General features: G+C 74.0%; 19 protein-coding genes. 7 read left to right on the forward strand and 12 right to left on the reverse strand.

The window, feature by feature from the left end; genetic code table 11:
- Positions 1-33 precede the first annotated feature (33 nt).
- Both M1L60_RS24060 and M1L60_RS24065 read right to left on the reverse strand, forming a co-directional pair.
- Positions 34-240 (reverse strand): hypothetical protein, encoded by a 207-nt coding sequence (locus M1L60_RS24060; RefSeq protein WP_253239754.1) that lies wholly within the window; start codon positions 238-240, stop codon positions 34-36.
- A 9-nt stretch (positions 241-249) separates the two neighbouring features.
- Entirely contained in the window at positions 250-1293 is a 1044-nt protein-coding gene (locus M1L60_RS24065; protein ID WP_253239755.1) for a DNA polymerase Y family protein, read from the reverse strand.
- A 152-nt stretch (positions 1294-1445) separates the two neighbouring features.
- Here M1L60_RS24065 and M1L60_RS24070 point away from each other — a divergent pair, with 152 nt between their 5' ends.
- Both M1L60_RS24070 and M1L60_RS24075 read left to right on the forward strand, forming a co-directional pair.
- Entirely contained in the window at positions 1446-1940 is a 495-nt protein-coding gene (locus tag M1L60_RS24070; protein WP_253239756.1) for a PH domain-containing protein, read from the forward strand.
- A complete protein-coding gene (locus M1L60_RS24075) occupies positions 1937-3319 on the forward strand; it encodes a PH domain-containing protein (RefSeq protein ID WP_253239757.1) in 1383 nt (460 codons plus the stop codon). The genes M1L60_RS24070 and M1L60_RS24075 overlap by 4 nt, the downstream gene beginning before the upstream one ends.
- On the opposite strand, the gene M1L60_RS24080 is transcribed toward M1L60_RS24075, so the two are convergent.
- Complete coding sequence (locus M1L60_RS24080) at positions 3316-4554, reverse strand: MFS transporter (RefSeq protein ID WP_253239758.1); 1239 nt, start codon at positions 4552-4554, stop codon at positions 3316-3318. The genes M1L60_RS24075 and M1L60_RS24080 overlap by 4 nt on opposite strands.
- Positions 4555-4557: 3 nt before the next feature.
- On the reverse strand, positions 4558-5937 hold the full coding sequence (locus M1L60_RS24085; protein ID WP_253239759.1) for an FAD-dependent oxidoreductase: 1380 nt from the start codon (positions 5935-5937) through the stop codon (positions 4558-4560).
- Positions 5938-6040: 103 nt separating this feature from the next.
- Between M1L60_RS24085 and M1L60_RS24090 the strand changes: the two genes are divergently transcribed.
- The 4 genes from M1L60_RS24090 to M1L60_RS24105 all read left to right on the forward strand — a co-directional run bounded on the left by M1L60_RS24090 (position 6041) and on the right by M1L60_RS24105 (position 8033).
- Positions 6041-6397 (forward strand): ArsR/SmtB family transcription factor, encoded by a 357-nt coding sequence (locus tag M1L60_RS24090; RefSeq protein WP_253239760.1) that lies wholly within the window; start codon positions 6041-6043, stop codon positions 6395-6397.
- A gap of 17 nt (positions 6398-6414) precedes the next feature.
- Positions 6415-7164 (forward strand): aquaporin, encoded by a 750-nt coding sequence (locus M1L60_RS24095; RefSeq protein WP_253239761.1) that lies wholly within the window; start codon positions 6415-6417, stop codon positions 7162-7164.
- Positions 7161-7574, forward strand: coding sequence for an arsenate reductase ArsC (locus M1L60_RS24100; RefSeq protein WP_253239762.1), 414 nt, complete (start codon positions 7161-7163; stop codon positions 7572-7574). Before M1L60_RS24095 ends, M1L60_RS24100 begins: the two co-directional genes overlap by 4 nt.
- Before the next feature lie 153 nt (positions 7575-7727).
- Positions 7728-8033, forward strand: a complete 306-nt coding sequence (locus M1L60_RS24105; RefSeq protein ID WP_253239763.1) for a hypothetical protein — start codon at positions 7728-7730, stop codon at positions 8031-8033.
- Here M1L60_RS24105 and M1L60_RS24110 read toward each other — a convergent pair.
- The 4 genes from M1L60_RS24110 to M1L60_RS24125 all read right to left on the reverse strand — a co-directional run bounded on the left by M1L60_RS24110 (position 7940) and on the right by M1L60_RS24125 (position 16469).
- Positions 7940-8701 (reverse strand): tetratricopeptide repeat-containing protein, encoded by a 762-nt coding sequence (locus M1L60_RS24110; protein WP_253239764.1) that lies wholly within the window; start codon positions 8699-8701, stop codon positions 7940-7942. The genes M1L60_RS24105 and M1L60_RS24110 overlap by 94 nt on opposite strands.
- 56 nt (positions 8702-8757) lie before the next feature.
- On the reverse strand, positions 8758-11568 hold the full coding sequence (locus M1L60_RS24115) for an AfsR/SARP family transcriptional regulator (RefSeq protein WP_274622899.1): 2811 nt from the start codon (positions 11566-11568) through the stop codon (positions 8758-8760).
- Between the two features lie 87 nt (positions 11569-11655).
- Positions 11656-14274 carry a helix-turn-helix transcriptional regulator gene (locus M1L60_RS24120; protein ID WP_253239765.1) on the reverse strand — a complete coding sequence of 873 codons (2619 nt, stop codon included), beginning with the start codon at positions 14272-14274 and terminating at the stop codon, positions 11656-11658.
- 5 nt (positions 14275-14279) lie between these two features.
- Positions 14280-16469 (reverse strand): helix-turn-helix transcriptional regulator, encoded by a 2190-nt coding sequence (locus M1L60_RS24125; RefSeq protein ID WP_253239766.1) that lies wholly within the window; start codon positions 16467-16469, stop codon positions 14280-14282.
- Between the two features lie 134 nt (positions 16470-16603).
- Here M1L60_RS24125 and M1L60_RS24130 point away from each other — a divergent pair, with 134 nt between their 5' ends.
- Positions 16604-18880, forward strand: a complete 2277-nt coding sequence (locus tag M1L60_RS24130; protein ID WP_253239767.1) for a helix-turn-helix domain-containing protein — start codon at positions 16604-16606, stop codon at positions 18878-18880.
- Here the strand turns inward: M1L60_RS24130 and M1L60_RS24135 are convergent.
- The 4 genes from M1L60_RS24135 to M1L60_RS24150 form a co-directional block, all read right to left on the reverse strand.
- Positions 18853-19437 carry an alpha/beta fold hydrolase gene (locus M1L60_RS24135; RefSeq protein WP_253239768.1) on the reverse strand — a complete coding sequence of 195 codons (585 nt, stop codon included), beginning with the start codon at positions 19435-19437 and terminating at the stop codon, positions 18853-18855. The genes M1L60_RS24130 and M1L60_RS24135 overlap by 28 nt on opposite strands.
- 60 nt (positions 19438-19497) lie before the next feature.
- Positions 19498-20910 (reverse strand): AfsR/SARP family transcriptional regulator, encoded by a 1413-nt coding sequence (locus M1L60_RS24140; protein WP_253239769.1) that lies wholly within the window; start codon positions 20908-20910, stop codon positions 19498-19500.
- Between the two features lie 69 nt (positions 20911-20979).
- On the reverse strand, positions 20980-21630 hold the full coding sequence (locus M1L60_RS24145) for a hypothetical protein (protein ID WP_253239770.1): 651 nt from the start codon (positions 21628-21630) through the stop codon (positions 20980-20982).
- A gap of 2 nt (positions 21631-21632) precedes the next feature.
- Positions 21633-22352, reverse strand: a complete 720-nt coding sequence (locus tag M1L60_RS24150) for an alpha/beta fold hydrolase (protein WP_253239771.1) — start codon at positions 22350-22352, stop codon at positions 21633-21635.
- Positions 22353-22417: the final 65 nt, after the last annotated feature.

The following is a 22417-nucleotide window of genomic DNA, read 5'->3' on the forward strand; positions in this document are numbered from 1 at the left end:
CGGCAAACTCGCGCCGGGCGCTCTCCGGGAATCTCAGGTGCGCTTGCGCCGCCACGTCCAGAACACGTAGACGGCGCAGAGGATCAGCATGAGGACGGCGATGGCGGCCCAGGCCCCACGGGCGAAGGACTCGTCGGCCAGGAACGCACGGATTCCGGCGAAGACCGCGAGCGCCAGCGGACCCAGGCCGAACCACTCGGAATGGTCGGAGAAGGTGAGGTCTTTCAGCTCCTGCCGCATGCGGCCAGTCTAGAAGAGCGTGTTCTGGACACGATCGACCGGAACCAGGGCCGTCAGCGTGACGCGGAGGCCGGCCAGCGGGGACGGATCGGCCCGGGCCAGCAGGGACCGGACGACCGCGGACCAGACCTGCGGGCTCGCGGTCGGGACCGGCTGCTTCCCCTTGAGGACCCGGGCCGGACCCTCGTCGTCCGGGCGCGTCGTGAGGGTCAGGCCGGACGCGAGGAGCCCGGCCCGCTCGGCGCGACGGCAGACCCGTTCGACGCACATCGCCGCCAGCTCGGCCGGGGTCCAGTCCGGCCGCTCGTAGCCTTTGGTCGACCCCTCCGACGAGAGAGTCGAACGATGCTCGACCGGGCGCACGACGGCGTCGTCGGATCCCTCGCGGATCGCCCGGAGCCGACGGGCCATCGCGGTGCCGCACAAACGCCGCAATGTGTCGTACGGAATATCGTCGAGCCCGCTCAGACCGGTGATGCCCAGCGATTCGAGACGCTCGACCGTACGGGCGCCGACGCCCCAGACGTCGCGCAACGGCAGCCCGGCCCGCAACTCGGCCTCCCGGCCGGGCCCGATGACGTGCAGCCCGTCGGGCTTCGCGGCCCGGGAGGCCAGCTTGGCCATGAGCTTGGTGCGCCCGACCCCGACGCTGACCGGGATCCGGAGCTCGGCCGCGGCGCGCCGCCGCACCTCACGACCGGCCGCGACCGCCTCCTCGGTGCTGCGCGCGCCGACGTCGAGGAAAGCCTCCTCCATCGAGCCGGGTTCGACCGCCCGGGCGCAGTCGCGGAAGAGGTCGAGCAGGGCGTCCCCGGCCTCCTCGACCTCACCCCGCGGCACATCGACGAGGATCAGCTCGGGACACTGCAGCAGCGCCTCTTGCGTGAGCACGCCGGACCGGACGCCACGGGCCCGAGCCGGATAGTTCGCGCTCGCAATGATCACATGAGCGACGACGGCGACCGGAAGCGCGGCCAGCTGCGGCCGGCTCCGCAACACCACTGAGGCGAAGAAGGCATCAGCGTCGGCGTGCAGCAGCGGACCTCGATTCACCCTGCGATCGTACACATGTTCGAAATGCCCCGGCCACCGACTACCGCAATTCGCGCCTGGTCGGTGGGGCCGGCGGGACTCAAATCCGTGACGCCGTGTACGCCATGAAATGCAGCGGGCCGACCAAATCAATTGCCGACGCGGACCCGTCCGTGGCATGGGTGGCGGAGCGGACGGCCGGAGGCCGCAAGTCCGACCGGCGTGCCGTCGGCTGGTGGTCGACCGACCTCGTGCTGCTGTTCGCCGGGCCGGTCGTGGTGCTGCTCGTCCTCGGGCTGCTGATCCGGCCCGCCCGGTTCTGGCTGGTCGCACCGGCCGTCGTCATCGCGGTGATCGGCCTGGGCGCCGTGCTGGCCCTGCCGCGCTGGTGGTTCCGGGTGCACCGGTGGGAGGTCACCGACACCGCCGTCTACACGCGCACCGGCTGGTTCTGGCAGGAATGGCGGGTGGCGCCGCTGTCGCGCATCCAGACCGTGGACACCCGGCGCGGCCCGGTCGAGCAGCGCTTCGGTCTGGCCACAGTGGTCGTGACGACGGCGTCGGCCAGGGGGGCGGTGACCATGCCCGGTCTCGACCACGTCCACGCCGAGCAGGTCGCCGAGCAGCTCACCGAGGCCACTCAGGCCATTCCCGGGGACGCCACGTGAGCTCCGAGTGGCAGCGGCTCGACCCGCGGGCCGTACCGGTGTCGGTGATCCTCATGCTCGGTGTCGCAGTGGCGGCCGGGGTGCCGTCGGCGATCGGCCTGTCCGACATCTCCGTCGCCGTCGCCCTGGGCTGGGTGCTGCCCGGCGCGGTGGTCGTCGTCGTGATCGGCACGGTCGCGGAGTGGCTGCGTCTGCGGTTCAGCCGCTACCGGGTCGGCCCCGATCGCGTCGAACTGCACACCGGCATGTTCATCAAGAACCGGCGCTCGTTGCAGCGCAGCCGGATCCGCACGGTCGACGTCACCGCCAACCCCCTGCTGCGCATCTTCGGCCTCGTCTCGGTGCGCATCGGCACCGGCGAACATGCCGACAAGGGCACCGTACGCCTGAGCCCGGTCAGCCGGGCCACGGGCGATCAATTACGGCGTACGCTGCTCGACCGCCCCGCCGCAGCCGCCACCGCCGAGGGCACCCTGGCCGTGCTCGACCGGGGCTGGATCCGGTACGCGCCGCTGTCGTTCGTCGCCCCGCTGCTCGGCTTCTCCGCGGTCGGCGGGGCGCTGCAGGTGGCCGACTGGTTCGGCCTCTCCGGCAACCTCGTCGAGTGGACGATCGACCGGCTCAGCGGGCTCGGCCTGATCGGGGGCCTGGCCGTGCTGGTCGCGGCGGCACTGGTGCTCGGGGCCGTGGGCGCGCTCGGCCTGTGGGTCGAGATGTGGTGGAACTACAGGCTCGACCGCGAGGCCGGCGGCACGCTACGGGTGCGACGCGGGCTGCTGACCACCCGCTCGATCTCCGTCGAGGAGGACAAGGCCCAGCACAGCACCCTGCTGCCACCGGCCCCCGGGCCGCTGGCCCACCAGGTCGCGGCCGATGTCGTACGGGAACCGGTCTCCCCCACCGAGGCCGTGCACCTTTCCCCGCACCCGGTCGCGGCCCGCGGGCGCCGCCTGCGCTGGGCCCTGGGCGGGGTGCTGCTGGCCGAACTGCCGTTGCTCCTGCTCGGCCTGCTGCTCACCGACGTGCTGCTGCACCTGGCCTGGATCACCGCCCTGATCGCCGTGCCGGTGGCCGCGGCGCTGGCCGTGGACGCCTACCGCAGCCTGGGCCACGGCCTGCACGGCGACTACCTGGTGGCCCGCAGCGGCTCGGTGCGCCGCAGCACGGTCGCCCTGCAACGCCGCGGCATCATCGGCTGGACCGTACGCCAGTCCCTCTTCCAGCGCCGGGCCGACCTGGCCACCATCCGCGCCACCACCGCAGCCGGCTCAGGCGCCTACGCCATCCGCGACGTGGCCACCGGCACCGGCCTCGACGCGGCCGACGCCGCCACGCCCGGCCTGCTGACCCCGTTCCTGGATTTCGACGAATCGCGCTAGCAACCGCCTCGCGGGCGCGGGACCGCGGCAAGAGTGCCGGCGGCGACGATGCTGATCACCGCCGCCACGAGAAACACCGGCCCGTAGCCGCCGGTCGTGCTGTGCAGGGCCGCGGCGGCCAACGGAGACGCCGCCTTGGCGATCGTCGTCGGGACCACGAGGACGCCGGCGATGGTGGCATAGCGGCGGGTGTCGTAGCGCTCGGCCAGCAGGAGTGGTTTGGCGATGCTGCCGACGCCGAACCCGAGCCCGAACCCGATGACGGCGATCACGGCGGCGGTCGCGTCCCGGCCGAACCAGGCGAGGCCCACCGCGGCGATGCCCTGCAGCAGGAAGATGGCCGCGACCACACTGGTGGTGCGGAAGCGGCGTTGCAGACCGGTGGCGACCAGGCGGCCGGTGACCGACAGAACGCCGAACAGCCCGGCGACGGTGGCGGCGAAGGCAGCGGAGTGACCCCAGTTGATCAGCGCCGCGACGAGCAGGACGCCGACCGCGGCGATGACGGCGGTGTGGGCGGTGAAGCTGACCGCCAGGAGCCAGAAGCCGCGGTCGGTCAGGACGGCTTCGAGGCGTCCGGGCGGCTCTTGAACTCGGGTTTCCGCCGCGGGGATCGGCGCCGCGCGAACGACGACGACGTGCAGCGGGACTGTCAGCACGGCGTTGACGGCCGCGAGGATCAGCAAGGCTGTGCGCCAGTCGTACTGCTCGACGAGCCAGCCGGTCAGCGGCAGGAAGATGGTGCTGGCGAATCCGGCGACGACGGTCAGGGTGAGCAGCGCGGTGGAGCGTCGGTGCGGGCTGTGCCAGGCGATGATGACGGCGAATGCGGCCTCGTAGAGGCAGGTCGCCGAGGCGAGTCCTATGCCGATCTGCACGGCGTAGAGCTGCCACACACTGCCGACCTGTGACCAGGCGACCAGTAGCACGGCGCCGCCGATCGAGCCGAGAGTCATCAGGGCGCGGCCGCCGTGCCGGTCGAGCCACCGGCCGACGGGGATGGCCAGGGCGGCGGAGGCGAGCACGTTGGCGGTGAAGCTGCCGGTGATCGCGATGGTGGAGGCGCCCAGGTCGGTGGCGAGGGGGACGAGGAAGACGGCGAAGGCGTAGTAGAGGGTGCCGTAGCCGACGGTCTGGGTGACCGCGAGCGCGGCGACGATCGCGGTGGCGCGGCGGGAGTCGAGCCGGTGGCTGCCGCCGGTCCGGTCGGCAGCCACCGTGCGGAAAGAGGCCACGGGTCAGCTGCAGCAGCCGCCGATCTGCTGATCGGTCGATGCCGGCGCGCTGATCACGGTGAGCGAGGTGCGCAGCAGGCCGCCCTCGATACCGGTGGCCAGGCCCTGGTCGGCGGGTGCACCACAGCAGCCACCCTGTTCGGCGGTGATGCTGTCGGCGTCCAGGGGCACGTTGCTGGAGCAGACCCCGGTTTCGGGCAGGTCGAGTCGCACGTCGCGGGCGGCTTCCCAGTCCCCGGCCAGGGCGGCGGCCACAGAGCGGGCCTGCTCGTAGCCGGTGGCCATCAGGAACGTCGGGGCGCGGCCGTATGACTTGGCGCCGATCGCGTAGTAGCCCGGTTCAGGATGGGTGAGCTGGTCGACCCCGTGCGGCGGAACGGTGCCGCAGGAGTGCTCGTTGGGGTCGATCAGCGGGGCGAGAGCGCGGGTGGAACCGAGGATCGGGTCGAGGTCCAGGCGTAGCTCGGCCGCGACGCTGTGGTCGGGCCGGAACCCGGTGGCCGCCACGATCCGGTCGACCGTCACCGTCCGGGCGCCGTCGGACACCTCGACGCCGTCGGCGCCGGTCGCGACCGACTGGACGCCGAACCCGGTGAGCAGGCTGATCACGCCGGACTCGACGAGTTCGCGCAGCCGGGTGCCCAGCCGGCCGCGGGCGGGCAGCGCGTCGGCGCTCTCCCCGCCATAGGTGCGGGCCGGCGACGCCGAACGGATGGCCCACGTGACGGTCGTCCCCGGCAGCTCGGCCAGCAGCAACAGGGTGTTGGCCGCGGAGTGCCCGGCCCCGGCCACCAGGATCCGGCGGCCGGCGAACCGGTCCCGGTCGCGGCCGAGCACGTCGGGAAGAGCGGTTTCCCGGTACGCCGCCGCCTCGCTCTCGCCGTGGGCGGGGATCCCGGAGGCGCCGAGCACGTTGGGGGTGTGCCAGGTGCCGGAGGCGTCGACGACCGCGCCGGCCAGCACGTCCTCGCCGTGGGCCAACCGGATCAGGAACGGGGTGCAGGCGCGGCCGGCGCTGCGCAGCCGGTCCAGGCCGAGCCGGGTGATCGCGGTGACCCGGGCGCCGTACCGCACGTGCGGTTTGACCGCGGGTAGATCGGCCAAGGGCTGCAGGTAGTCGGCGGCGAGCTGGGCGCCGGTGGGCAGCTTGTCGTCGGTGGGACGCACCCAACCGGCCTCGCCGAGCAGCCGGGCCGCGGCGGCGTCGATGTTGTAGCGCCACGGCGAGAACAGGCGGATGTGGCCCCAGGAGCGCACGGCCGCAGCCGGCTGGTTGCCGGATTCCAGGACGACGAAGGGCAGGCCGCGCTCGGCGAGGTGGGCGGCGGCGGCCAGGCCGACGGGTCCGGCGCCGATCACCGCGATGGGCAGCTGGGTGCTCATGAGCTCCTCCAGGCGAAGCCGAAACGGATTCGACATCTGTCGAACTTGACGTTTGTCGAAACCGACAGTTGCATGCGGTTTCGACATCTGTCAACCTCGACGCATGTCGAAACCAGGTCAGTCGGTCGCCGTCGCCGGCGGCTGCTGCGCACCGATGGCGCAGAGCCGCATCCCGTCCGAGGCGGCGGGGTCGCTGGCGAACGCGTTCAAGGCGCTCGGTGACCCGATCCGCCTGCAGCTCATGTCGATGATCGCGTCCGCGCCCGGCGGCGAGATCTGCGTCTGCGACCTGACGCCGGCGTTCGCGATCTCCGGCTCGACCATCTCGCACCACCTCAAGGTGCTCAAGGAGTCCGGCCTGGTCACCGCCGAACGCCGGGCCAGCTGGGTCTACTACCGCCCTCAGGCGGCCCTCATGCGCCGACTGTCGGCGCTGCTCGACATGCCCGAACCGGACTGAGCGTCCGGTCGCACACCATGAACCCCATCGCTGTCCGGCGGCGCCTGCTGGCCGAATTCACTGGTACCGCGTTGCTGGTCACGGCCGTCGTCGGCTCCGGCATCATGGCCACCACGCTGTCGCCCGACGACGTCGGCCTGCAACTGCTGCAGAACTCGATCGCCACGGCGTTCGCGCTCGGCACCCTGATCCTGACGTTCGGGCCGGTCTCCGGCGCGCACTTCAACCCGGTTGTGTCCGCGGCCGACTGGTTCCTGGGCCGGCGCACCGGGAGCGGGCTGTCCGGCACCGACCTCGCGGCCTACACGCTGGCGCAGACCCTCGGGGCGATCGCCGGTTCGGTACTGGCCAACCTCATGTTCGACCTGGCCCCGGTCACCTTCTCCGACCGCGACCGGTCGGCCGGGCACCTGTGGCTCGGCGAGGTCGTGGCCACCGCCGGCCTGGTCCTGCTGATCTTCGCGCTCGCCCGGTCCGGCCGGGCCGCCGTGGCTCCGGCCGCGGTCGGGGCCTACATCGGCGCCGCCTACTGGTTCACCAGCAGCACCAGTTTCGCCAACCCGGCCGTCACCGTCGGCCGGGCCTTCACCGACACCTTCGCCGGCATCGCCCCCGCTTCGGTGCCCGGCTTCGTCATCGCCCAGTTCGCCGGCCTGCTGATCGGAGCCGGCCTGCTGCTCGCCCTTTATCCCGGCGCGGGACGGTCCGCCGACCATGTCGTCGTCGAGGCCCGTACCCGCCCTTCGAGCGAAGGATCGACACCGTGAGTCACAAACCCAGCGTCCTTTTCGTCTGCGTCCACAACGCGGGCCGCTCCCAGATGGCCGCCGGCTGGCTCCGGCACCTCGCCGGGGACGCCGTCGAGGTTCGCTCCGCCGGCTCCGAACCCGCCGACCGGATCAACCCCGCCGCCGTCGAGGCCATGCGCGAGGCCGGCATCGACATCACCGGCCAGCAGCCGAAGATCCTCGAGTACGACACCGTTCAGGATTCCGACGTCATCGTGACCATGGGGTGCGGCGACGCCTGCCCGTACTTCCCCGGCAAACGCTACGAGGACTGGAAGCTGGACGATCCGGCCGGCCAGGGCGTCGACGCCGTCCGCCCCATCCGCGACGAGATCAGAGCGCGGATCGAGGCGCTGCTGGCCGAACTGCTCCCGGCCCGCCAGCAGTAGACCCACGAATACAACCAGGAGTCCTCGTTCGACGCCCTCGCGGGTCGCTCGTCGGCCGAGCTGTGGGCGGTCGGCGACGGCGGGTTGGCTGTGCGTGGTGGTGGCGGATCGTTCGAGGTGCTCCCGGACGCTCCGACGGGTGCGCTGCCCGACGTGACGACGGACCCGGCCGGACTGCCCTGGCTGATCGAGAACTCCCAGACCCCGAGCGCGAAATTCGCCTCGTACAGCACCGGCGCGTGGACCGGCGTGCCCGCACCACAGCCGCCGGACGCGGTCGGCCTGAGCCTGCACGGCATCGCCGGAACCCCGGGCCGCCCGCTGATGCTCGCGGTGGGCGGGGCCGACCTCCCCACCACTCCGCGCTACGTGAAGGGCGTCGTGCTCGAGTACGGGCCGGGGCCGTCGGGCGAATCGAGCTCGAACCCCCCTGATGCGACAGTTCTGGCCGGTTCGTGACCGACCTGGCGGCGGGCCAGCAGGCGGGCCGCCGCGATTGTCAGCGCCAATGGCAGCCGCCCACAACGCTCGGCCATCTCGTCCAGCACGGCCGGGTCGTGCTCCCTGCCGAGGTGAGCGGTCAGCAGTTCCCGGGCCTCCATCCGGTCCGGCCGGTCCAGCTCCACCAGGCACGCCCCGCCCGAGGCGGCCAGCCCGGTCAGCGGGCGCCGGCTCGTGACCAGCACGAGGCTGTCCGGCGAGTCCGGCAGCAGCGGGCGGACCTGCGACGGGTCCCGGACGTCGTCGAGCACCACGAGCAGGCGCGCCCCCGCGGTCCCGGACCGGTACGCGCCGACCAGCCCGTCGAACGTGTCCGGGACCTCCGCGGCGGCGGCGCCGAGGCCGATCAGCAGGGCCCGCAGCGCCTCGCGGCCGTCCTCGCCCCGCCGCCCGCGCAGGTCGAGGTAGAGCCGGCCGTCCGGGAACTCCGGGGCGACCGTGTGGGCGAACCGGGTGACCAGGGCCGACTTGCCCACGCCGCTGACCCCGTCGACCGCGATCACCATCGGTCCGGGGTGACCGCCGCCTCGCAGGCCGGCGTACAGGTCGTGCAGAAGGCCGAGCTCGATGCGGCGCCCGGCGAACCACGGCGGGTCGGCCGGCAATAGAACCGGCGAGCGAGTCATCCCCGGAGTCAGCCAGACCCCTGTGGAGGACCAGTGAACAACCTCTGGATCGACCCTCAGGTCAGCTTGTCGGCCAGGTGTTCCAGGGCGGCCCGCATGTGGCGCGGCCCGCCGCCCTGGAAGCGTTCCAGCACCGCGCGGGCCTGCTCGTACGCGTCGCGGGCGCCGGCCCGGTCACCCCGGGCGAGACGCAGCTCGGCCAGGCTGCGGAACGCCTCGAAGTGGTACGGCCCCTGCCCCACCGAGCGGGCCGCCTCGACCGCCCGGATCAGCTCGTCCCCGGCCTCGCCGGTCCGGCCCAGCTTGTCGAGGTTGTCGGCGATCGCCACCCGGATCATGGCCTCGACGTGCCGGCGCCCGCCGTGCGAGTTGATCTCCAACGCCTCCCGCAGCACGGGGGCGGCCTCGTCGTACCGGCCCAGCCGGGTCAGCGCCTTGCCCATGTAGCCCAGGCTCAGCGCCTCGGAGTTCTCGTTCCCGGCCGCACGGCACAGCTTCACGGCCGTCTCGGCGCACTCCAGGGCGCGCTGCTGGTCGCCCAGCGCCGCGTGCACCGAATAGAAGTTGATGTACGTCAGCGCCTGCTCCAGCAGCATCCCGTGGTCCACATAGACCTCGAGCGCGGCCGACAGCAACGTGAGCGCCTCCTCGTTCGCGTCGAAGAACCAGCGCGCGCCGGCCAGGCTGCGCAGCACGTGCGCCTCCCCGATCACGTCACCCTGGTCGCGGGCCGCGCGCAGGGCGAACCGCATGACGTCCTCCCAGTCCTGGAAGTAGCCGAACCACTCGAAGTACTGCTGCATGGTGAGGGCCAGCTGCCACGGGACCGGGCCGAGACCGAGGTCGGCCGCGACCCGCACCGCCTCCCTCAGGACCGTGCGGTGCCGGGCGAACCAGGCGATGGCTTCGTCGTACGAACCGGGTCGCTCCGGCCGCACCCCGGGCTCGGCCGGCGCGGGCGGGATCGGCGGGCGGGTCGGCTCGAGCACGACCTGGGCGTTGAAGCTGCTGTGCAGGTAGTACTGCAGCAACCGGCCCCTCGCGGCCCGCTGCTCGACGTCGGGGTCGGCCGCCTGGAGCAGCTCCTCGGCGTACGCCCGCACCAGCACGTGCGACGTGAAGCAGCCGTCCTCGCTCTCGGCCACCAGGGCGGCCTCGGCCAGCTCGGCCAGCTCGGCCCGGGTCCGCGCCGGCTCCCGCCCCGACAGGCTGACGGCGGCCTCCAGGGTGATCCCCGGAGTGAGCGCCATCGAGAGCAGCCGGAACAGCCGGGCCGCACCCGGGCTCAGCTGGCGGTACGACCACGAGAAGGCGGTCCGCGGATCGGTCACCCCGCGTCCCTCGGGAAAGGCCTCGAGCCGCCGTACGCCGTCGCGCAGCTCGGCCGCGACCGCCGACAGCGACAACGCGGGCCGCACGCACAGCCGCGCGGCCAGGATGGCCAGGGCCAGCGGCAACCGGCCGCACAGTTCGACGATCTCGTCGAGGGAGGCGTCGTCGGGTTTCGGGCCGGGCCGCGCGGCGAGCCGGGCGGCCAGGATCTCGCGGGCGTCGGCCGGATCGGGCAGCCCGGCCCGGTACAGGCGGGCGCCGTCGGAGGCGGCCAGACCGACCAGCGGGCCCCGACTGGTGATCAGCACCAGGCTGTCGACGGAGTTGGGCAGCAGCGGGCGCACCTGGGCCGCGTCGCGCACGTCGTCCAGCAGCACCAGGACCCGCTTCCCGGCGGTCAGGCTGCGGTACGCGCCGACCAGCGCGTCGAACGTGTCCGGGGTGTCGGCCGCGCGCAGACCCAACGCGTACAGCAGGGACCGCAAGGCATCCGCGGCCGGGACGCCGCCGCCCTCCCCCTCGTGGCCGCGCAGATCCAGATAGAGCTGCCCGTCGGTGAAGTTCCCGGCGATCTGGTGGGCGAAGTGCGTGACGATGGTCGACTTGCCGACGCCACCCATGCCGTCCACGGCGACGACCATCGGGCTCGTCCGCCGGCTGTCGCGCATCTCGCCGACGAGACCGTGCAGGATCGCGAGCTCGTGCGTCCGGCCCACGAACATCGGTTGATCCGGTGGCAGCTGAGCCGGCCACATGTGGTGCCCAACGGGCGAGGCCGGGGCCACCGACTGGGTCAGCACCCGCTGCTGGGCCTCCTGCAGCTCGCGCCCGGGGTCGATGCCCAGCTCGTCGGCCAGCCGCGCGCGGATGCTCCGGTACGCCTCCAGCGCCTCGGCCTGGTGACCGGCCGCGGCCAGGGTTGTCACCAGGGCCGCGTGCACCGGTTCGTGCATCCGCCCCATCCGCGCCGCCAGCCGCAGCGCGGGCAGCACCGGCAACGGCCGCCCAGCCTCGACGGCGATCGCGGCCGCGGCCACCGTCGCGTCGAAGAACTCGCCGTCGATGCCGGCGAAGGTGGCCGTGGCGGCGGCGCTGTCGGCCAATGTGTCCCCGGCCGGCCCGCGGCCGTGGCCGAGCGCGTCGAGGTAGAGGGCGAGCGCCGCGTCCGGCTGGTCCCGGCCCGCCTCCTGCCGCGCCCGGGCCACCGACCGGCGGAACGCGACCAGGTCGAGCGTCTCCGGACCGGCCGTGAACCGGTAGCCGGTGTCGTGCCGGGCCAGGTACGACCCGGGCGCGCGCAGCGTCAGCTCCGGCTCCATCAGCCGGCGCAGCACCCCGACGTACTTGTGGATGACGTTGATCGCGCTCGCCGGCGGCGCCGGTCCCCACATCAGGTCGATCAGGTCGGACATGCTGACCGGGCGGCCCTCGTGCGCGAGCAGCAGCGCCAGCAGGCACCGCTGCTGGCGAGGCCCGGCGTCCAGTTCGGTCGCGCCCCGCCAGATCCGCAGTGGACCCATGATCTGCAGGCGCAATCCGTGAGATTCGGACAGGATTCTCCCCATTCCGGCCAGTATTCGGGCGGTCAGTTCACGATCAGTGAACAGAAACTGGATCGGGCCCTAAGAGCCCAGCGCGGCCGGCAGGTGGTGGCGGCCGCTGATCCCGAGCTTGGGATAGACGCTGCGCAGGTGGGCGCCGACGGTCCGGACCGAGATGAACAGCAGCTCGGCGATCTCCCGGTTGCGCAACCCGCGCGCCGCCAGCTCGGCCACCTGCTGTTCCTGCGGGGTGAGCAGCCCCGACCGGGCCGTCGAGCCGCTGGCCTGCAGTTCGCGCTGCGCGTACTCGGCCGGCCGGGTCGCGCCCAGCTCGGCGAAGGTCGTGGCCGCGGCCGAAAGCCGGGCCCGGGCGTCGCGCGGCCGGCGGGCCCGGCGCAGCCACTCGCCGTGGTGCAGCCGGGCCTGGGCCAGCTCGAACGGCCATTCCGCCGCGGCCTCGCAGCCGGTGACCAGCTCGAACCGGTGGTCGGCCTCGGGCCCGTCGGTCAGCAGCGCCTCGGCGTGGTGCAGGAGCATTTGCAGCCGTACGGTCGGATCGGCCCCGGCCTCGGCCCGCACCGCGGCCAGGATCGGCCGGGCCTCGTCGGCGTGCCCGCTGCGTACCGCCGCGGACACCAGGTCGGCGATCCCCCGCCCGGCCAGGAACGGTTCGAGCGGCCGCCCCTCCCGATCGAACATCGACCGCAGATACCGGTACGCGTCGTCGTGGTCGCCCGCGACCATGGCCGCGAGCCCGGCCGCCCGCAGCAGCCGGATGTGGACCGACCGATGCTGCTCGACGTCGATCCGGGCCCAGGCGCAGCGGACCAGCCGCATCGCCCCGGCGCTGTCACCACGCAGCGCCTGCAGATGGGCTCGCAGCGCCTCCAGGGCGGCCCGCAGCACCGGCAGCCCCGAGGCGTCGATCGAGTCCGCGACCCGGTCCGCGAGCGGCCACCGCCCGGTGTCGATCAGGGCGGCGACCAGGGCCGGGTTGGTGTCCCCGACCGCGCCCAGGGCGGTGTCGGTCTCGCCCCGCGCGACCAGGGCCGGCCCGGCGCCCGGCTCGTCGTCCCGGACCGCCCGCAGCAGGGCGACGGCGAGGTCCGAGCGGTCCGCGAAGGCGGCGATCGTTCCCCGGACGGCCAGCGTGCGCCGGTCGTCGCCGGGCCGGGGCGGCTCGATGAGCGCGGCGAAGGCCCGCCCGGCGGGGTCGGCGGGGTCGCTGATCAGCCGCATGAGGACCAGGTCGGCCGGGTCGAGCTGCGGCGCGACCTCGGCCAGCAGGCCGGCCAGCCCCCGCCGGTGGCCGGCCTGCCCGGAGATGGCCGCGACGGAGGCGACCAGCCTGGTCATGGCCACCGTGGCGCTCCGGCCGGATCGGCGGGCGGCGGTGATCACGCCGTACGCGTCGTGCTGGCGCCCGGACCGGGACAGGGCCAGCGCCGCGGTGAACTCGGCGGACGCGGTGGACTCCGGATCGGTGCCGAGCCGGCGCATCGCCGCGGTCAGGTCCGCGGTCCAGCCGGCCGCGCCGAGGCGGTGCGTGTCGGCGACCGCCCGGGCCAGGCGCCGGGCGGCCGCCTCGGGGCCGGGCGATCGGGCGGCGGCCCGCTCCATCGCGAGGGCCGCCGGCATCAACTCGCCGCGGGACCGCAGCCCGGCCCCGGCCGCCTCCCACCCGGCCGCGACCGTCTCGTCCGGACCGGAGGTGACCGCGGCGAGGTGCAGTCCCCACTGCTCCGGCCGGTGCCGGGCCAGCCCGCGATGCGCCTGGGCCCGTTGGTGGGCGGTGGCGGCGTGATAGACGACGTCCGCCGCCACCGGATGGACGAAGGCCACGGCGCTCCCACCGGCCACGATCAGACCGGCCCGCTCGGCCGCCGGCCAGGCCGTCCCGGCCACGCCCGCGGCCGCGGCGACCAGCCGTGGGTCGACCGGCCCGGCCGGGCTCGGCCCGGCCGAGCCCGGCGCGGTGACGGCGGCCAGATGAAGCAGCAGGCGGCCGGTGGGGTCGGGCAGGGCGGCGACCCGCCGGGCGAACTCGGACCGGAGCGGGCCGTCGCCCCCGCCGAGTTCGAGCAGCGCGGCCGGGTTGCCCGCGGCGTGGTGCAGCACCTCGGCCCGCGCCCGCCCGGTCGGCGGATGCGGCCGGGTCTCCAGCAGCTGGATCGAGTCCCGCGGACCGAGCGGGGGCAGGGTGAGCCGGGGCAACCGCGTCAGCGGGGCCGGGATCCGGTCGGCCCGGCCGGCCAGCAGCACCGCACCGGCCACCCCGGTCACCGTGCTCACCAGGGCGGCCGTCGCCGCCGGGAGCAGATCGACGTCGTCGACGGTGAGGAACAGCGGACGGCGCTGGTCCAATTCGGCCAGCACGGCCCGGGCGGCCCGGGCCGGATCGGCCGGGGGCGGCCCGGGGGCGAGCTCGAGGAAGGCGAGTGCGGCCCGCGCGTCCGCGGACGCCAGCGCGGGCAGGTCGCGCCGCACCGCCAGCAGCAGGCGCCGGACCACGGTCAGCGGCTCGGCCGGGGCGGGCAGGGCGACGACCCGATGCCCACGGTCGTGGGCGCGCTCGGCGGCCACCGTCAGCAGCCGCGACCGGCCGCTGCCGCGGCCACCGGTGACGACCAGCGCCCCGCGACGGCCCAGGAGACCGGTGACCCGGTCCAGCTCCGCCTCGCGTCCGATCAGTGTCGGCACGGCCCTCACCCGGCCCGGTTCGCGGTCAGCAGTTCGCGCAGCTGGTGGCGGCTGTCCACGCCGAGCCGCGGGAAGATGTCGTGCAGATAGGACGAGACCGTGCGCGGCGAGACGTTGAGCGCCCGGGCGATCTCGATGTTCTTCAGCCCGTCGGCGGCCAGCCGGGCGATCCGCTGTTTCTGGGCCGGCAGGGCGGCCAGCGCCGCGCCCGGCTCCGATCCGTCCGCGCCGGCGCCCGGAAGGTAGCGGCGGGTGTGCTCGGCGTGGGCGTGGGCGCCGAGCCGCTGGAAGGTGTCGAGGGCGGCCTGGAAGCGGGGCCTGGAGTCCCGCAGCCGGCGTTGCCGCCGCAACCAGGTCGCGAAGCTGAACTGCGCCTCGGCGTGCTCCAGCGGCCAGCGGCGCGCGACGTCACGGTGGCCGACAGCGCGGCGGAACGACTCCTCGGCGCCGTCGAGCACCCCGGCCGCGTGGTCGCGCAGCATGGCCGCCCGGCGGGTGGCGGGACGTCCCGCGGCCACGATCGCCCGCGCCTCGTCGGCCCGGCCGGCCCCGACCGCGGCCTGGGCCAGCTGGGGCAGGCCGTGCGGGCCGAGCACCGGGTGCACCGGCCGCCCGGAGGTGTCGTACAACTTCCGGAAGCTTCCGTACGCGTCCGCGTGCTCCCCGGCCGCCAGCGCCGCCAGCCCGGCCCCGCGGTGATGCAGGTACGCCACGAACGTGCTGCTCGCCGCCACCGCGGGCAGCGGGCCGGGCTCCGCCTCCTCGCCCCGCCACACGGTCAGCGTGCCGCGCAGGGCCGGAAGGACGGCGTCGAGCAGCACAGCGCCGCTCACTGCGGCCAAGTGTTCCGCCTCCTCGACCAGGGCGGCGGCCTCGGACCAGCGTCCACTGTCCATCAGCGCGGGGATGAGCAGCGGCAACGCGGTGATCACCGGTCCCGGCCGACCGGCCTGGCGGACCGTGCTCAGATCGGCTGCGGCCCGGTCCGAGTCGTCCCATCGCCAGGCCAGCGTGCCGGTGAGCAACGCCCGCGTGGTCCCGGCGGCCGGGCCTGCCTCCGACGCGTCCCGGTCCAGCTCGTCGAGAAGGCCGGGCAGCTGCCGGAAATGGTCGGCCCGGCCCGAGACCATGACGGCCGTGGCGGCCACCGCGGCCAGGCTCATCGGTCCCCCGTGCCGGCCGGCGGTCGCCGTCCGGACCAGCTCCAGGGCCTCGGCCGGCCGGGCCAACTGGATCAGGGCGTGACCGACGCCGGCGAGCTCGGGACCCGCTCGACCGGCCCCGCGGTGCTGCTCGACCGCCCAGCCGGGCTCGCCGGCCTGGTACGCGTCGTCGTCACCGGGCCGCGCGGTCAGGCCTTCGCGGTACATCGGGTGGGTGAAGCGCACCCGCCCGCCGGCGATCTCGATCACCCCGGCCCGCTCGGCCGGTTCCCAGTCCCGCAGGCCGGCCCCGCCGGCGGCCCGGGTCAGCGCGTCGACCGGCTCGGCCGACCGGGCCGCGTGGGTCAGCAGCTCGCGGGTCAGCGGCGGTAGATCCGCGAGCACCTGCGCGTACTCCTCAGCGGGGTTGCTGAGCAGGACCGCCGGGTTGCCGGCGGCCCGCCGCAGGGCGTCCCGCCGCGATCCGGTGACGGCCGGGCCGAGCAGTCGTGCCGCCGACGTCTCGTCCAGCGGCGCCACGACGTGCCGGTCGATCTCCGAGCCGATGCCGGGGGGCGGTTCAGTTCCGCGGGCGGCCAGCACCACCGCCACCGGGACGTCGGTCACGTCACGCATCAGCATCGTCAGCAGCCGCCGGGACTCGGCGTCGAGGGCGTCGGCCCGATCGAGCAGGATCAGCCGCGGCGCGGTCGCGGTCAGGTCGTCCAGGGCCAGCACCATGCCGGTGATCAGCGCCGGCTCGTCCGCCGGGGACACCGGCCGGTCCGAGTGCAGCCAGTCGGCCAGGGCCCGGTGCGGGCGGGCAAGGGCGGCCGGCGGCGCCCAGTCGCGGAACAGCGCCCGCAGTCCGTCCTCGGCGACGACCCGGAAGCCGCGCTCTGTCGCCCGTTCGCCGAGCGTGCGCAGCAGGGCCGACTTGCCGATGCCGGCCGCGCCGAGCAGGGCCAGGAACATCGGGCGGTGGGCAGCGGCGTCGAGGAAAGTCTCGAGGACGGCCAGGTCCGGTCCTCGGCCGATCAACCGTTCGCGCATGCCGCTGCCCCCTTCTCCCCCGTTGACCGGGTCAGTCGACCATTGCTGGGAGCGTTTCCACCACGAAGTGAGGACGCAGAATCGGTGATCGGGTACAACAGAGTCCGCGACGAGGGGGATCGGGGTGGACGGCGATGGCCGAGTTCGGTGCGCTTCTGCGCCATATGCGGAACGCGGCCGACCTGACCATCGAGCAGCTGGCCGAGGTGTCCGGGGTCAGCGACCGGTCGATCAGCGACATGGAACGCGGGGTCAGCCGGCGCCCCCGTCCGCGCACTGTGGAGGCCCTGGCCGACGGTCTGCGCCTCAGCGACGCCGACCGCTCGGCCCTGCTGACGGCGGCCCGCGAGGGGCGCAACGAGCAGGCGCCCGGCCCGGCCAACCGCAGTCCCCTGCCGCGCCAGGTGGCCGACTTCACCGGCCGCGCGGACGAGCTGGCGACGGTCGCGAACTGGGCCGAGGGCGCGACCGACCAGGGTCCGGCGCCGGTGATCGCCATCAGCGGCTCGGCCGGGGTCGGCAAGACCACGTTCGCCGTCCGGGCGGCCCGGGCCTGGCCGGTCGAGCAGCAGCTCTTCGTCGACCTGCGCGGGCTCGACGCCAAGCCGCTGACCCCGCTGACCGTGCTCAGCCGGCTTATCCGGGCGGTCAGCCCCGACGTCCGAGCCGTGCCCCGCGACGTCGACGAGTCCTCGGCCCTGTGGCACAGCCTGGTCCGGGGCCGGCGGGTGGTCGTCGTGCTCGACAACGCGGTCAACGAGGGCCAGGTGCGCCCGGCCCTGCCGCCGCACGGCCCGGCCGTGGTGCTGGTGACCAGCCGGCGCTCGCTGAGCGGCCTCGAGGACGTGCACCGGCTGCGGCTCGAACCGCTGCCCGAGGGAGACTCCACGGCACTGCTGGCCACGATGCTGCCGCACTCCGGCGCGACGCCCGAGCAGCTGCGCCGCATCGCCGACCTGTGCGTCCACGTCCCACTCGCCCTCAGGATCGCGGGCAACCGCCTGGCCAGCCGGCCCGGGTGGACGGCCGACGACCTGATCACCCGGCTCGCCGCCCAGGAGCGCCGCCTGGACGCCCTGTCGGCGGGTGACCTGCAGGTCAAGGCGGCCTTCGACCTGTCGTACCAGCAGTTGTCGGGGGTGACCCGGCGCCTGTTCCGGCGGCTCGCCCTGGTGCCGGGCTCGTCGACCGGCCCCGAGCTGGCGGCCGTGCTGGTGCAGGAGCCGCTGCCGGTCACCGAGGACGCGCTCGACGACCTGATCGACCTCAGCCTGCTGCAGCAGCGCCCGGACGGCCGGTTCGAGTTCCACGACCTGCTGCGGCTGTACGCGGCAGGCGCGCTCGACCGGGAAGAGAGTGCCGCCGACCGGGCCGCCGCCGGCCGCCGGCGCGAGGAGTGGTTGCTGGGCACCGTGATCGTGGCCGGGCGGCACTTCGAACCGGGCTACGGCCCCGGCCGGGCGGGCGCCACCGAGGTGCTCGACCTGACCTCCTCGGCCGAGGCCGCCGACTGGTTGCGGGCCGAGGCCGAGAACTGGCTGCCGGCGTTGCAGGCCGTGGCCGCCGACGGCCAGGATCAGCGGGTCGTCGATGTGGCCGAGGCCCTGCACTGGTTCAGCGACAGCTGGTTCCTCTGGCCGGGCTGGGAGGACGTCTACACGCTCTCGGTCCGGGCCACCGAACGGCTGGGCGACGACCGGCTCCGCGCCGTCCACGAGGGATATCTGGCCTGGGTCTACATCGCCACCTCGCAGCAGAATCACGAGGCCGGCCTGGCGCACGCCCGCATCGCGCTGGACCATGCCGTGCGCTCCGGTGACCGCCGGCAGATCGGCTGGGCCAACTACTACGTGAGCTGGGCGCTGATGAGCCAGGAGCGTTACGCCGACATGGTCGGCTACTCGCGGGCCGCGGTGGCCGAACTACGGGCGGTGGGCGACCTCGAGGGCGTGCCGAACGCGCTGCTACAGCTGGGCATCGCCCAGATGCACCGCGACGCCGGAGCCGCGATCCAGATCTTCGAAGAGGTCAGCGCAGTGGTGCGGGACCCGGCCACGGCGCCGCCGGCCCACATCGCCGACCTGGCCGACCAGGTGGCGCGGTCATACCTGACCGAGATCGAGATGACGGCCGGCCGCTGGCCGGCGGCGCTGGTCCGGATCAACGAGTCGATCGCCGCCACGACGATCCTGCCCGATCCGCGGGCCTTGATGCTCAAGGCCCTGACCCGGCGGGCCCAGATCAACATCGAGCTCGGCGACTTCGACGCGGTGCGGGCCGATCTGACCGAGGTGCGCTCACTGCGGGAGGTGACGGGCAATCTGGCCACCCGGGCCGGCGATCTGCGCGACCGTATCGAACGGGTGGAACAGGCCTTGGCCGCTCACGACGCGACCCAGTCCAGCAGGTAACGGTTCACCGCTTCGGGCCGGGTCCGGCCCAGGTCGTGCGGCCCGTCCGGGACGACCTCGTAGCGCAGGTCCGGGATCAGGCCGGGCAGCCGGTGGGCGGTGGCGTCGATCGGCAGCACGAGGTCGGCGTCGCCGTGCAGCAGCAGCACCGGCACGTCGATGCGGGCCAGATCGGCCCGGTAGTCGGCGTGCAGCACCGCCTCGACCACCTCGGGGCGGCCGGCCAGCCGGGCCCGGGTGTACGCCAGGGCATCGTCGTCCAGGCCGTCCGGGTTGTCGGCGGACCGTCGCAGGCAGGGCGGGACGGCACCGATCAGCACGGCCTTGCGGACCCCGCCAGACCCGTACGTACTGAGACAGCGCACCACCGTGCCGGTGCCCGCCGCCGCCCCGACCAGCACGCACCCGTCCAGATCGGGTCGGCGCAGAAAGCCGGCGAGTTCGCCGGGCCCGCTCCCGGTGAAGGGAACGACACGGTGGCCGGCGGCGGTCAGCGCACCGTGCTGTTCCGTCCACGCCACGCTGTCGTGGTGCACCAACACAATCGGGTCCGGCATGCCGCCCATTGAACGGGCCCGGAGCCGCCCGCACCACGAACCCGAGACGCAGTATCACGGTCAGGACGAGGCAGCGCCGGCCAGCGTGGCCAGGGCCAGCGGAACCCGTCCGCACCGTTCGATGATCTCGTCGAGCTGTCCCGGGCCCGGCACGTAGGGCCGGCCGGCCATCCGCAGTGCGAGCAGTTCCCGCGCGCCCCGCAGGTCGGGCACGTCGACGGTCAGCAGGTGGGCGCCGTCGCGGACGGCCAGCGTCAGCAGCCGCTGCCGGCCGGTCAGCAGCACCATGCACGCGGGCGAGTTCGGCAGCAGCGACCGGATCCGCGCCGGGTCGCCCACGTTGTCCAGCACGATCAGCATCCGCCGGGAGTTGGTGAGACTGCGGTACGCCCCCACCCGCGCGGCCGCGGTGTCCGGCATCTCGGTCCGGCGCATCCCCAGCCCGTACAGCAGCGAGCGCAGCGGATCCGGATCGTCCTCGCCCAGGTCGAGGTAGAGCTGCCCGTCGGTGAAGTCCCCGGCCACCAGGTGGGCGAAGCGCAGGGCCAGGGCCGACTTGCCCACCCCGGCCGGTCCGCTCAGCGCGACGATCAGCGGGCTGGTCCGGCCCGGCGCGCGCAGACCCGCGGCCAGCCGGTTCAGCGTGGCCAGTTCGGTCGTCCGGCCGGCGAACAGCGGCAGGTCCGGGGGCAGCTGGGCCGGGTGGATGGTCCGGGCCGGCGGGCCGCTGCGGGCCAGCACCCCGAGGTACGCGTCCTGCAGCTCCGGGCCCGGGTCGATGCCCAGCTCGGCCCCCAGCCGTTCGCGCACCGCGCGGTACAGGGCCAGCGCCTCGGCCGGACGTCCGGCGGCGGCCAGCATCGTCACCAGGCCGGCGTGTACGAGTTCATTGAGCGGATCCATCTCGGCCGCGCGCCGCACCGGGTCGAGCAGCCGCGCCGGTTGCCCGAGCCGCAGCGCCAACCGGGCCGCGGTGACCACGGCGTCGACGAATTCGTTGTGCAGCTTGACGAAGACCGTGCGGGCGGCTGTGGTGTCGGCCAGCCCGGCCCCGGCCACGCCGTGCCCGAGCTGCAACGCCTCGGCGTACCGGTCGAGCGCGTCGTCGTGGTCGGCGCAGGCCCGGGCCTCGGCGACGAGCTGCCGGAACCGCAGCAGGTCGAGCGTTTCGGGTCCGGCGGCGAAGCGGTAGCCGTTGCCGTGCCGGGTCAGGTAGGCGCCGGGCGCCCGCGGCGGGAGGCCCGGCTCGAGCAGCCGGCGCAACTGCCCCACGTACTTGTGAATGATGTTGAGGGCGCTGGGCGGGGCGTCGAAACCCCAGAGCATCTCGACCAGGGCCTGAATGCCGACCGGCTCACCGGCCGAGGCGAGCAGCAGGGCCAGCAGGCACTGCTGCTGATTGGGGCCGGCGTCGACCTCGGTGTCCCCGAGCCAGACGCGCAACGGGCCCAGGACCTGCAGGCGCATTGTCATGGCTCGACGGTAGGCAGGAACGGCCCGGCCAGATTACGTCGGATGACGTAATGGCCGGGCCGATCGTGCTCAGTCCCGGAAGTCGAGGGTCTGCAGGCCGGTACGCCCGCCGTCCCCCGTCGTGAGCCTGCCGTCCTTGACGCTGAGGATGCCGAACGCGCCGCGTAGTTCGAACTGCCCGGAATCGCCGGCCGGGACGACCTGCCAGATCTGCGTGTCGCGGCCCGCGCGACAGGTCTCCAGCTTGAGCGCGGCCCCGGAGGTGTCGGCGACGCACGAGCCCGCCCCCGTGTCCTCGTTCCAGAACGGCGGCTTGATCACCACCCGGTTCCGGGCGCTGACCGGGGCAGGCTGGAACGACATCATCGTCGAGTCGGTGTGCGAGGCGCCGGTGAAGTCGACGACCCCGTTCGCCCCGATCTGCAGGAACCGGTCCACCCCGTCGTCGGCGACGTCGAGCACCATCCCGCCCCCGATGTCGACGCCGATGCGCTCCAGCTGCGACAGATCCGACTCCTGGGGCTTGCTGGGCGCCCGGGTCGTCGGCTTCGCGGGCTCGGGCGCCTCCGTCGTCGGCTCGGGGGCTGCGGCCGTCGGCTCAGTTGCAGCCGGGGTGGTGACGGTGGACGGCGGGGTCGCCGCCGCCGGTAGGTCGTCGGTGCCGCACGCGCCGACTGCGGCGGTCAGCCCGACGACCGCGGCGAGAACACCGAGTCGCATCGTCAGCTTTCGGCCGCGGCCAGGACGGCCTCGACGGTCGTCTCCGGGTGCGAGACCAGCGAGACGTGGGAGGCGGCGACCTCGAACGTCTTGGCCCCGGCCCGCTCGGCCATCGTGCGCTGCAGGCCGACCGGGATCACCCGGTCCTCGGTGCCGATGACGGCCCAGCTGGGCAGGGTCCGCCAGGCCGCCGCGGCGGTCGGGGCGGCGTTGGCGCTCAGCGTGATCGGCCGCTGACCGGCCACGATCAGCCAGCCGTCGTCCTCGGCCACGTCCTGGGCGAACGAGCGGAACACGGTGTCCGGCTTGAGGAAGGCCTCGGCGTCACCCTCGGGGGCGCCCGGGTAACCGACGACGTCGAGCACCACGGTCGGATCCGGGATGTCCAGAGCCGAACCCGAGCCGCCCAGCAGCTGGAAGATGCTCTCGCCCTCGGCCGGGATGAAAGCGTTGACGTAGACAAGCGCCCGCACGTCGCTCAGGTCGCCGGCGGCATTGCTGATCACCACCCCGCCGTACGAGTGACCGACCAGCACGACCGGGCCGCTGGTCCGCTGCTTGACGAACGACGCCAGGTACTCGGCGTCCGACGCCACCCCGCGCAGCGGGTTGGGCGGGGCGAGCACGGTGTAACCCTGTCCGCGCAGCTGCGCCGCCACGGCGTTCCAGCTGGACGCGTCGGCCCAGGCTCCGTGCACGAGGACGATGGAAGGCTTGCTCATGTCTGTTGCTCCTTGCTGGTGAGTCGCCGTCACGACCGAGGGTGGCCGACGGCGATGGAGAACTA

The organism is Paractinoplanes aksuensis (genome assembly GCF_024137025.1).
GTDB classification, from domain to species: Bacteria; Actinomycetota; Actinomycetes; order Mycobacteriales; family Micromonosporaceae; genus Actinoplanes; species Actinoplanes aksuensis.